This is a genomic window from Streptomyces sp. NPDC104106 (assembly GCF_055584345.1).
In genome coordinates this window covers 266,139-277,455 of the sequence record NZ_JBVJMF010000008.1, presented here as the reverse complement: position 1 = coordinate 277,455, position 11,317 = coordinate 266,139, and the positions used below count along the sequence as shown (strand labels likewise).

Sequence of the window (11,317 nt, the reverse complement as noted above, 5' to 3'; positions counted from 1 at the left end):
CGTGGGGGGGGGGGGGGGGGGGGGGGGGGGGGGGGGGGGGGGGGGGGGGGGGGGGGGCCGGGGGGGGGGGGCGCCCCCCCGGGGGGGGGGGCCCGCCCCCCCCCGGGGGGGGGGGGGGCCCCCCCCCCCCCCCCCCCCCGCCGCTTTTCCCGCCGTCCTACTTCCCGTCCCTGACCTCGATCCTCCGCAGCCCCAGCGCCGCGCCCACCGCCGCGCACACGAGGATCACCGCCCCGGCCAGCGCCGCGCCCCGCATCCCGCTGGTGAACGCCTCGCGGGCCGTGGCGAGGAGGGACGCACCCGCCTGGCCCGGCAGGTGGGCGGCCGTGGCGAGGGCGCCGCCCAGGGTCTGGCGGGCCGGGGCGGGGGCCGTGGCCGGCATCTGGTGGCGGTACAGCGCCGTGCCGATGGAGCCGAGCACCGCCATGCCGAGCGCGCCGCCGAACTCCGTGCTGGTCTCCAGCAGCGAGGAGGCCGTCCCCACCCGCTCCACCGGGGCGCTGCTCAGGGCGAGGTCCACCAGCTGGGACGAGATCGCGACCATCCCGCAGGCGAGGACGCCGGCCCCGGCCAGCACCAGCCACAGCGAGTCGGTGCCGAGCAGGGCGAGCATCGAGTATCCGGCCGCCATGGCCGCGAAGCCGGCGGAGACGACGTACGCCCGGTGGAGGCCGCGCTGGACCAGAGCTGCGGTGACCGGGCCGGCGAAGCCGATGAAGACCGAGGGCAGCAGGCTCCACAGGGCCGACGACAGCGGGCTGAAGCCGAGGACCGACTGCAGGTACTGCGTGGTGAAGATGGCCGAGCCCATCATGGCGAGCGCCGCGACGAGGTTCAGGACCAGCGCCGGGGTGAAGCCGTGGCCCTTCAGCAGGGCCGGCGGGATCAGCGGGGAGGCCGAGGTGCGCTGGCGCCGGACGAACAGGGCCGCGAAGAGCAGGCCGGCGGCGATCGAGACGACGTAGAGCGGGTGCCAGCCCTCGGACGGGATCTCCTTCAGGCCGTAGATGACGGGGAGCACGGCGGCCATCGACAGCGGAACGCTCAGCAGGTCGAAGCGGCCGGGGTGCGGGTCCTTGGACTCCGGCAGCAGGACCGGGCCGAGGACCAGCAGCAGTGCCATCGCGGGCAGGTTGACCAGGAAGACCGAGCCCCACCAGAAGTTCTCGACGAGCAGGCCGCTCATCACCGAGCCGAGCGCGACGCCGCCGGTCATCACGCCGGACCACAGCCCGATCGCCTTCGCCCGCTGGGCGGGGTCGGTGAACATCGTGCGCAGCAGCGCCATCGTGGACGGCATCAGGGTCGCGCCGCCGATGCCGAGGACCGCGCGGGCCGCGATCAGCGTTCCGGCGCTGCCGGCGTAGGCCGCGAGGAGCGAGGCCCCGCCGAAGGCGACGGCTCCCGCGAGGAGCAGCCTGCGGCGGCCGATGCGGTCGCCGAGGGAGCCCATCGTCATCAGCAGGCCCGCCAGGACGAAGGCGTAGATGTCGTAGATCCACAGCTGCTGGGTGCCGCTCGGGTGGAGGTCCGCGCTGATCGCGGGTGTCGCGAAGTACAACACGGAGACGTCCATCGAGACCAGCAGCAGCGGCAGCATCAGCACGCCGAGAGCGGTCCACTCACGGCGTCCGGCGCGGGCGCCCTCGGCGCCGGCGATGGGGGTGGTGCCCGTCAGGTTCGTCATGCCGGGAAATGTACGCGTGTATTAAACGCTTGTCTAGAACGAATGTATAAGTCATGCGTCTAGGACACGTGTATGACCCGAGGGGTAGGGTGACCGGCATGGGACACCGTGAGGATCTGCTCGAAGGCGCCAAGCGCTGCCTGCTGGAGAAGGGGTTCGCGCGCACCACCGCACGCGACATCGTCAAGGCCTCGGGGACCAACCTCGCCTCGATCGGCTACCACTACGGCTCGAAGGACGCGCTCCTCGCGCGGGCCTACATCGCGCTCGTGGAGAACATGTCCGGCGCCTTCGACGGGAGCGGGGGCACCGCGCTCGACGGCGCGCCGGGCTCGCTGGAGCGCTTCCGGCAGGTGTGGTCCAACATCGTCGGCACCATGCGGGAGCCCGACTCCATGTGGCGGCTGAGCATGGAGGTCATGACCATCGACATGCCGGAGGTGCGCGAGCACCTCGCCCGCGCGCAGCGCGAGGGCGGGCGCGGACTCGTCTCCATGCTCCAGGGCGTGCCGGAGGAGAAGGTGTCCGACGAGACCGCCGACACCCTCGGCCGCTTCTACATGACGCTGATGACCGGGCTCATCGCCCAGTGGACGTTCGACCCGAAGACCGCCCCCGACGGCGACGCGCTCACGGCGGGCCTGCGGCAGATCGTCGAGGCGGCCACGGCGAACTGACCGCGCGTCCGGCCGCGGCCCGTGTCACAACCGGGCCCGCTTGAGCGCCATGTGCAGCAGCAGCCGGTCCTCGCCGTCGTCCAGGTCCAGGCCTGTCAGCTGTTCGACCCGGGAGAGGCGGTAGTACAGCGTCTGCCGGTGGATGCCCAGCTCGGCGGCCGTGCGGCCGGCCTGGCCCGCGCAGTCGAGGTAGGCCTCGGCCGTGCGGGCGAGTTCCCGGTGGGCGTAAGTGAGCAGCGGGCCGACGACGGGATCGTGCGCCACCTGCGGCGGCAGGGCCGTCAGCAGCCGGTAGGGGCCGATGCGCGCCCACTGCGCGACCGGACCGAAGCGCGGTTCGGCCAGGGCGGCGCGCGCGGCGGCGGTGGCCTGCTCCCACATCGTGCCCAGCTCGGCGAGCCCGGCGCGCGGGTCGCCGATCCCGGCCGCGTACCCGGCGCCCGAGGCGGCGCGGGACACGCCCGCCACCCCCGCGGCCGCCGCCGCGGCCACCCGGGCCCCCGCCCCGCGCGCCGCGCCCGCCCCCCGCACCGCCCCGGCCTCCTTCAGCAGGCGCGTGGCCGCCGCCAGCGCCGGTGCGCTCGCCTCCGTGCTGCGCAGCCGGACCAGCAGCGCGAGGCTCTGCCCCGCCGCGCCCCAGGGCAGCGTGCACAGCGCGAGGGCGTGCGGGACCGTCCGGGCGGCCGGGGCGTCGTCCGGGTCGGCCGAGGGCCAGGGCGCGACGCAGATCAGCGTGTGCGGGCCGTCGGCCCGCGGGCCGAGCGCCGTACGGAGGTCCGCCACCGCCATGTCCCGCTGCCAGCCGGGCTCGGCGCTGAGCACCGCCCGCAGCTCCCGGCTCAGCCCGGCCCCGGCCTCCGCCTCGTCCGCGAGCAGGGCGCCGATCCGCCCGGCCACCTGCATCGCGGCGGTCAGCTGCGCGTCCGTCGGACCCGGGTCGCCGTCCAGGAGCCAGACGTAGCCGAGGACGACACCCCGGTGGCGTACCGGAAGACAGATCCGGCCTCGGTAGACCCCGGCCTCCGTGCTCGGCGGGATGCGCACCGGGCCGGTCGCGCGGGTGATGCCGAAGCCCTCGAACCAGGAGCGGACCGTGGCCGTGGAGCGCCGGGTCAGGATCGAGCGGGTGCGCACCGGGTCCAGCGCGGACGGGTCCAGCTCGTCGTCGCTGTCGTACGCGCCGAAGGCGATCAGCTCGAAGTCGCGGTTCTCCAGCGTCGCCGGCACGCCCAGCAGCTCGGAGATCTCGTCCACCAGCTCCTGGTAGTCACCCTTGAAGGCTTTGAAACCCTTGAAATCCGCCGCCACTCGGGCATTCTCCCTCATTTTCCAGCCGCCTTCATACATCTGTCTGAGATCCAGTGCACGGATGCGTGACAGCTGTCGATGGCTCAGGATCGGAGGGATCCTTAGGTTTCACGGTGGTTCTCCGTGCCGTACCCGAATCGTCGGGTGACGGCCTCTTCGGTGCTTGTCTGTGGAGGTGCCCCGTGCTGGGTCCCGTGATTCTCGCCGCGTCGCGCAGCGACCGGATGCGACGCCTGATCTCGGCGGCCCCGGTGACCAAGCAGGTCGTCGACCGCTTCATCCCCGGCGAGAGCGTGGACGACATCGTCCCGATCATCACGGACCTCACGGCCAAGGGCCTGGAGCTGACGATGGACGTCGTCGGCGAGGACATCACCACCCCGGAGCAGGCCACCACCGCCCGGGACGCCTACCTGGCGCTGATCGACCACCTCAAGGACCTGGGGCTCGGCGAGAAGGTCGAGATGTCGGTCAAGCTGTCCATGTTCGGCCAAGCGCTCCCCGGCGGTCACGAGCTGGCGCTCGCCAACGTCCGCCCGGTCGTGGAGGCCGCCGCCGCGATCGGCACGACCGTGACGCTGGACGCCGAGGACCACACCACCCTCGACTCGATGTTCGCCATCCACGAGGAGCTGCGCAAGGACTTCCCGCAGACCGGCTGCGTCATCCAGGCCTACCTCTTCCGCACCGAGGCCGACGCCCGCCGCCTCGCCGCCGCCGGCAGCCGCGTCCGCCTGGTCAAGGGCGCCTACAAGGAGCCCGCCGAGGTCGCCTACCAGCAGAAGCACGAGATAGACAAGGCGTACGTCCGGATCCTGCGCATCCTGATGGAGGGCGAGGGGTATCCGATGATCGGGTCCCACGACCCGCGCCTGATCGCCATCGCCCAGGAACTGGCCCACAAGGCCGGGCGCAAGCTCGACGAGTACGAGTTCCAGATGCTGTACGGCATCCGCGGCGACGAGCACCTCCGGCTGGCCGCCGAGGGCCACCGCATGCGCGTCTACACCGCCTACGGCACCGACTGGTACGGCTACTTCATGCGCCGTCTCGCGGAGAAGCCGGCGAACCTGCGCTTCTTCCTCCGCAGCATGGTCAGCAAGGGCTGAGCCCCCGAAAGCCCCAACACCCGCTCACGTACAAGGAGTTACGGATCTCATGGACGCTGTGACCCAGGTCCCCACCCCCGTCAACGAGCCGGTGCACGGCTATGCCCCCGGCTCGCCCGAGCGCGCCCGGCTGGAGGCCAGGCTCAAGGAGCTGGCCGAGAACCCGATCGAGCTGCCGATGACCATCGGCGGCGAGAAGCGGATGGGCGGCGGTGAGCCGTTCCAGGTGGTCCAGCCGCACAACCACAAGGCCGTCATCGGCACCGGCCGGCACGCCACGCAAGCGGACGCGCGGGACGCCATCGACGCGGCCCTGGCCGCCGCGCCGGCCTGGCGCGCGATGTCCTTCGACGACCGCGCCGCGATCATCCTGCGCGCCGCCGAACTGCTCGCCGGCCCGTGGCGCGAGACGATCGCCGCCTCGACCATGCTCGGCCAGTCCAAGACCGCCCAGCAGGCCGAGATCGACACCCCCTGTGAGCTGGTCGACTTCTGGCGCTTCAACGTGCACTACGCCCGCCAGATCCTCGCCGAGCAGCCCCCGGCGAACTCCCCGGGCGTCTGGAACCGCCTGGACCACCGCCCGCTGGAGGGCTTCGTCTACGCGATCACGCCGTTCAACTTCAGCGCGATCGCCGCGAACCTGCCCACCGCTCCGGCCCTCATGGGCAACGTGGTGGTCTGGAAGCCGTCCCCGACCCAGACCCACGCCGCCGTCCTGCTGATGCAGCTGCTGGAGGAGGCCGGTCTGCCCAAGGGCGTCATCAACCTCGTCACCGGTGACGGCGTCGCGGTCTCCGAGGTCGCCCTGGAGCACCGCGACCTCGCGGGCATCCACTTCACCGGTTCGACCAGGACCTTCCAGTACCTGTGGAAGACGGTCGGCAACAACATCGAGAAGTACCGCGCCTATCCGCGGCTGGTCGGCGAGACCGGCGGCAAGGACTTCCTGGTCGCCCACCCGAGCGCCGACCGCGCGGTCCTGAAGACGGCCCTCACCCGGGGCGCCTTCGAGTACCAGGGCCAGAAGTGCAGCGCGACCTCCCGCGCCTACATCCCGGCGTCCATCTGGAACTCCGGCTTCAAGGAGGAGTTCGCGGCCGAGGTCGACTACCTCACCATGGGTGACGTCACCGACCTGTCGAACTTCATCGGCGCCGTGATCGACGACCGCGCGTTCGCGAAGAACAAGGCGGCCATCGACCGGGCGAAGCAGGACCCCACCTGCGAGATCGTCGCGGGCGGCAGCTACGACGACTCGGTCGGCTACTTCGTCCGTCCGACGGTCATCGTCTCCACCGATCCGGAGAACGAGGTCTTCCGCACCGAGTACTTCGGCCCGATCCTCGGCGTCCACGTCTACGAGGACGACAAGTACGACGAGATGCTGGAGCAGATGGAGTCGGTGTCCGACTACGCCCTGACCGGCTCGGTCATCGCGAACGACCGCGCGGCGGCGGCGTACACGATGGACAAGCTCCGCTACGCGGCCGGCAACTTCTACATCAACGACAAGTCGACCGGTGCCGTCGTCGGCCAGCAGCCCTTCGGCGGCGGCCGCGCCTCCGGCACCAACGACAAGGCCGGCGCCCCCCAGAACCTGCTGCGCTGGACCCTGACCCGCGCCATCAAGGAGACGCTGGTCCCGCCGACCGACTACACGTACCCGCACATGGGCTGATCCTCGCCCCCCCGTGAACGCGGGCCGGCAAGCCCGACACCGAGCGGGCTTGCCGGCCCGTCGCCATGCCTGGACTCTCAGCGGGGCAGCCGCCGGTCCAGAAAGCCGGTCATGAGCCGCGCGATCTGGTCCACGTGCGTCTCCAGCGCGAAGTGACCGGTGGGCAGCAGATGGATCTCAGCCTCGGGCAGGTCCCGCCGGAAGGCCAGTGCCCCCTCTGGTACGAAGATCTCGTCGTGGGCGCCCCAGACCGCGAGCAGGGGGACCTGGCGCTCGCGGAAGTACTCGTGAAACACCGGGTACAGCGCGAAGTTGGAGCCGTAGTCCGCGATCAGATCCAGCTGGATCGCCGCCTGGCCGGGGCGGCCCAGCCCGGCGGCATCGTGTTCGTAGGCGTCGGGGCTGACCAGGGTCGGGTCCGTGACGCCGTGCAGGTACTGCCACTTGACGCCGTCGAGCGTGTAGATCTCCCGCACCGGCGCCTCCGTCTCGGGCGCGCGCTTCTCGATCAGCGCCAGCACCGGGGCCCACGCCTCGGTGCCGAGCCCCTCCTCGTAGGCGTTGCCGTTCTGCGTGACGATCGCGGTGACCCGGCCGGGGTGGGCCAGGGCGAGGCGCAGGCCGATCGGAGCGCCGTAGTCCTGGACGTAGAGGGCGTACCGCCCGAGCCCCAGCAGCTCGGTGAACTCCCCCGTGAGCGAGGCCAGTTGCTCGAAGGTGTAGGGGAACTCGGCGGCGTCCGGCGTCGCCGAGCGCCCGAAGCCGACGTGGTCCGGGGCGATCACCCGGTAGCGGTCGGCGAGCAGCGGGATCAGTTCGCGGAACATGTGCGAGCTGCTCGGGAAACCGTGCAGGAGCAGCAGGACGGGGGCGTCCACGGGCCCGGCCTCGCGGTAGTACACGTCGAGGCCGCGGACGGTCACGGTGCGGTGGTGCACCTGGTGGGTCGGCATGGGAGAAGTGCAGCACCTCATGACCTAACCGGTCAAGATGATTTCAGGGGTTAGGTGGCATCATGGAGGCATGACCATCCGACTGCGCGTCGCCCACACCGCCGATCTCGAACCGGGTGAACTGGCCGCCGCCCGCGCCCTGTTGGACGACGCGTTCGAGGGGGACTTCTCCGACGAGGACTGGGACCACGGGCTCGGCGGGATGCATGCGCTGCTTCAGGACCGGGCCGGGCTCGCCGCGCACGGGGTCGTGGTGATGCGGCGCGTGCGGCACCGGGGGCGCTGGCTGCGCACCGGGTACGTCGAGGCCGTCGCCGTGCGCGGCGACGTGCGGCGCGCGGGGCTCGGCGGGCGGGTGATGGCGGAGCTGGAGCGGGTGATCGACCGGGCCTACGACCTCGGCGCGCTCGCCGCGAGCGAGGACGGAGCCCGGCTGTACGCCGCGCGCGGCTGGCAGCGGTGGCCCGGCCGGCTGCACGCCCTCTCCCCGGACGGGATCGTGCGGCTGACGGAGGAGGAGGGCTTCGTGTACGTCCGGCCGGCGCTCGCCGGGGCGCTCGACCCCGGCGGGGAGTTCGTGCTCGACTGGCGGGACGGTGACGTCACCTGACGGAACGTCAGCAAACGGCCCGCACCAGGATCTTGCCCGTGTTTCCGCCGCGCAGCATCAGCAGGAACGCCTCCACGATCCGCTCGAACCCGTCGACCACCGTCTCGTCCGCCACCAGCGCCCCGCTGCGCAGGTGCGGCACGGCGAAGTCGTACAGCTCCTCCTGCGCGTCCTGGTGGTCGCTCACCAGGAACCCCTCGATGCGCAGGCGCTTCTCCACCGCATCGCAGTGATGGAACACGACCGGCGGGGCGTCCGCCGGCACTGTCGCTCGCCGGTGCGCCGCCCGCCGTCGGGATCACCGACCTCGGGCCCGGACGGCCGTACCGCTCCGTCGGCTACGTCACCACCGCGCCCCTCGCCGCCGCCACCGCCGTACGGGCGCTCATCCGCACCCTGCGCGCCCTTGCGTCACGTTCACTCGAACGCACGAAAGTCCAGCTCAGAGCGGTGTGATGCGGGTCGCCGTCTCAGATAGTAGGAAGTCCGAGTAATTGTGCAGACAGGAGCAGGTCGCTCGCTTACGTTTGTAGGAGCCGAACGCATCGCTCGATCCAGCGAATGGCGGTCGTGAGCCGGGCCCGAGGCAGGCAACCCCTGCGGCCGTGCGCTCCCCGCCCCTTCCGGCGTCTCGCAATCCCGCAGCGTGCTCCCCGTTTGCCGAAGGAGTCGATTCCCATGGCCGAGACGACCGTCCGCCGCCGCGTCCGCCACGTGTCCCGCACGAGCGAGGCCGACCGCAAGAACGCCGCCGCCGCCCTCCAGCGCGCCCTCGACCGCCGTGACAACGGCGGCGAGACCGGCCACTGAGCGCACCGACACGGTGTCCGCATCGCGGACATCGCGTGTCATCACCTGGGACTGGAAGTAGGGTGCCCGCATGTCTCGCAGCATCAATCTCGCAGTGATCCCCGGTGACGGCATCGGCCAGGAAGTCGTGTCCGAAGGTCTCAAGGTCCTCTCCGCGGTGCTTCCGCAGGATGTGAAGCTGGAGACGAAGGAGTACGACTTCGGCGCCAAGCGGTACCACGCCACCGGTGAGACCCTCACCGACGCCGACCTCGACGCCCTCAAGCAGCACGACGCGATCCTGCTCGGCGCCATCGGCGACCCGTCGGTGCCGTCCGGCGTCCTGGAGCGCGGCTTCCTGCTGAAGCTCCGCTTCGCCTTCGACCACCACGTCAACCTGCGGCCGAGCAAACTGCTCCCGGGCGTCGCCACCCCGCTCGCCGGTGAGCCGAGCATCGACTTCGTCGTCGTCCGCGAGGGCACCGAGGGTCCGTACACCGGCAACGGCGGCACCATCCGCAAGGGCACCGAGCACGAGGTCGCCACCGAGGTCTCCGTCAACACCGCCTACGGTGTCGAGCGCGTGGTCCGCGACGCCTTCGCCCGCGCCCAGGCCCGCCCGCGCAAGAAGCTCACGCTGGTCCACAAGAACAACGTGCTGACCTTCGCCGGCCACCTGTGGACGAACGTCTTCAACCAGGTGGCGAAGGAGTTCCCCGAGGTCACCACCGACTACATCCACGTCGACGCGGCCACCATCTACCTGGTCACCGACCCGGGCCGGTTCGACGTGATCGTCACCGACAACCTCTTCGGCGACATCATCACCGACCTCGCCGCGGCCGTCTCCGGCGGCATCGGCGTGGCCGCCAGCGGGAACATCAACCCCTCCCGCGAGTTCCCCTCGATGTTCGAGCCGGTCCACGGCAGCGCGCCCGACATCGCCGGACAGGGCAAGGCCGACCCCACCGCCACGGTCCTGTCCGTCGCCCTGCTGCTGCGTCACCTCGGCTACGACGCCGAGGCCGGCCGCGTCGAGGCGGCCGTCACCGCGGACCTCACCGAGCGCGCGGCGGGACCCGCCCGCTCCACGTCCGAGATCGGCGACGCGCTCGCCGCGCGAGTAGCCGGCTGACCCGGCGCGCCACCACGACAAGCCGCCGGGTCGGACGACCACCCGGCGGCTTCCCCATGTCCCCGCCGGGTGCCACCATCAAGCCTCGGGCCGCTCTCACCCCGATTCCGTCCGCCGCAGCCCCCGCGCGATAATCGAACGCGGAGCCGCGGTATGAGGGAAAGCTCGGACGTCCTAGCACCGGCTGAGAAGCCGGTGCGGGCGTGAGCGCGGCCCGGTCACTACAACCGGTGAAGGACAACCACTCATGACGACGCCCACGATCGAGCTCAAGCCCTCCGCCAGCCCCCTCGCCGCCGCCGAGCGGGAGGCCATCCTGGCCAACCCCGGCTTCGGCCGCCACTTCACCGACCACATGGTGACGATCAAGTGGACGGAGGGCCGCGGCTGGCACGACGGGCAGCTCGTTCCGTACGCGCCGATCCCGCTCGACCCGGCGACCAACGTCCTGCACTACGCCCAGGAGATCTTCGAGGGCCTGAAGGCCTACCGCCAGCCCGACGGCTCGGTCGCCCTCTTCCGTCCGGACCAGAACGCCAAGCGCTTCCAGCGCTCCGCCAAGCGGCTCGCCATGCCCGAGCTGCCGGTCGAGACGTTCATCGAGGCCTGTGACGCGCTGGTCCGGCAGGACATCGACTGGGTGCCCGCGCACGGCGGCGAGGAGTCCCTGTACCTGCGCCCGTTCATGATCGGCACCGAGGTCGGCCTGGGCGTCAAGCCGTCCAACGAGTACCTGTTCCTCGTCATCGCCTCGCCGGCCGGCGCCTACTTCCCGGGCGGCGTCAAGCCCGTGTCCATCTGGGTCTCCGAGGACCGCGTCCGTGCCGTGCCCGGCGGCATGGGCGACGCCAAGACCGGCGGCAACTACGCCGCGTCCCTGCTCGCCCAGGCCGAGGCCGCCGCCAAGGGCTGCGACCAGGTCTGCTATCTCGACGCGGTCGAGCACCGGTGGGTCGAGGAACTGGGCGGCATGAACCTGTACTTCGTGTACGGCGACAAGATCGTCACCCCGACCCTCACGGGCTCCATCCTGGAGGGCGTCACGCGTGACTCGCTGCTGTCCGTCGCCCGCGACCTCGGCTACACCTCCGAGGAGTGCCGCGTCTCGGTCGAGCAGTGGCAGCGTGACTCCGAGAACGGCACCCTCACCGAGGTCTTCGCCTGCGGCACCGCGGCCGTGATCACCCCGGTCGGCACGGTGAAGCGGGCCTCGGCCGAGTGGCGGCAGGGCGGGGGAGAGCCGGGCGAGGTGACCCTGCGTCTGCGCCGGGCCCTGCTCGACCTCCAGCGGGGGACGGCCGAGGACAAGCACGGCTGGATGCACAGGATCGGCTGACGGTCGCCGGACCCGCTCAGGGCCGCTCAGCG

General features: G+C 71.6%; 10 protein-coding genes and 1 pseudogene. 7 read left to right on the top strand and 4 right to left on the bottom strand.

Annotation, left to right across the window (positions count from 1 at the left end; translation table 11 throughout):
* Window positions 1-157 precede the first annotated feature (157 nt).
* Complete coding sequence (locus tag ACZ60X_RS21270; RefSeq protein WP_469600566.1) at window positions 158-1,687, bottom strand: MFS transporter; 1,530 nt, start codon at window positions 1,685-1,687, stop codon at window positions 158-160.
* Between the two features lie 98 nt (window positions 1,688-1,785).
* On the opposite strand from ACZ60X_RS21270, the gene ACZ60X_RS21265 reads away from it, so the two are divergent.
* A complete protein-coding gene (locus tag ACZ60X_RS21265; RefSeq protein ID WP_469600564.1) occupies window positions 1,786-2,364 on the top strand; it encodes a TetR/AcrR family transcriptional regulator in 579 nt (192 codons plus the stop codon).
* Window positions 2,365-2,388: 24 nt separating this feature from the next.
* On the opposite strand, the gene ACZ60X_RS21260 is transcribed toward ACZ60X_RS21265, so the two are convergent.
* Entirely contained in the window at window positions 2,389-3,690 is a 1,302-nt protein-coding gene (locus ACZ60X_RS21260) for a PucR family transcriptional regulator (RefSeq protein WP_469600561.1), read from the bottom strand.
* 164 nt (window positions 3,691-3,854) lie between these two features.
* On the opposite strand from ACZ60X_RS21260, the gene ACZ60X_RS21255 reads away from it, so the two are divergent.
* Together ACZ60X_RS21255 and pruA are read left to right on the top strand one after the other, a co-directional pair.
* Window positions 3,855-4,781 (top strand): proline dehydrogenase family protein, encoded by a 927-nt coding sequence (locus ACZ60X_RS21255; protein ID WP_469600558.1) that lies wholly within the window; start codon window positions 3,855-3,857, stop codon window positions 4,779-4,781.
* Between the two features lie 49 nt (window positions 4,782-4,830).
* The gene (pruA, locus tag ACZ60X_RS21250; protein WP_469600556.1) at window positions 4,831-6,462 is read left to right on the top strand and encodes an L-glutamate gamma-semialdehyde dehydrogenase; all 1,632 of its coding nucleotides are present in this window, start codon (window positions 4,831-4,833) and stop codon (window positions 6,460-6,462) included.
* Window positions 6,463-6,539: 77 nt separating this feature from the next.
* On the opposite strand, the gene ACZ60X_RS21245 is transcribed toward pruA, so the two are convergent.
* Entirely contained in the window at window positions 6,540-7,415 is an 876-nt protein-coding gene (locus ACZ60X_RS21245; protein WP_469600554.1) for an alpha/beta fold hydrolase, read from the bottom strand.
* Between the two features lie 70 nt (window positions 7,416-7,485).
* Here ACZ60X_RS21245 and ACZ60X_RS21240 point away from each other — a divergent pair, with 70 nt between their 5' ends.
* Window positions 7,486-8,025: a GNAT family N-acetyltransferase gene (locus tag ACZ60X_RS21240; protein WP_469600551.1), complete on the top strand. Its 540-nt coding sequence runs from the start codon at window positions 7,486-7,488 to the stop codon at window positions 8,023-8,025.
* A 7-nt stretch (window positions 8,026-8,032) separates the two neighbouring features.
* Here the strand turns inward: ACZ60X_RS21240 and ACZ60X_RS21235 are convergent.
* Window positions 8,033-8,281 (bottom strand): annotated as a pseudogene (locus tag ACZ60X_RS21235) (NADP-dependent oxidoreductase); the annotation flags it as partial.
* Between the two features lie 422 nt (window positions 8,282-8,703).
* On the opposite strand from ACZ60X_RS21235, the gene ACZ60X_RS21230 reads away from it, so the two are divergent.
* The 3 genes from ACZ60X_RS21230 (at window position 8,704) to ACZ60X_RS21220 (ending at window position 11,285) form a co-directional block, all read left to right on the top strand.
* Entirely contained in the window at window positions 8,704-8,835 is a 132-nt protein-coding gene (locus ACZ60X_RS21230; protein ID WP_158925129.1) for a hypothetical protein, read from the top strand.
* A gap of 70 nt (window positions 8,836-8,905) precedes the next feature.
* On the top strand, window positions 8,906-9,949 hold the full coding sequence (locus ACZ60X_RS21225; protein WP_469600547.1) for a 3-isopropylmalate dehydrogenase: 1,044 nt from the start codon (window positions 8,906-8,908) through the stop codon (window positions 9,947-9,949).
* A 247-nt stretch (window positions 9,950-10,196) separates the two neighbouring features.
* Window positions 10,197-11,285: a branched-chain amino acid aminotransferase gene (locus tag ACZ60X_RS21220; RefSeq protein WP_469600544.1), complete on the top strand. Its 1,089-nt coding sequence runs from the start codon at window positions 10,197-10,199 to the stop codon at window positions 11,283-11,285.
* The last annotated feature ends 32 nt before the right edge of the window (window positions 11,286-11,317 follow it).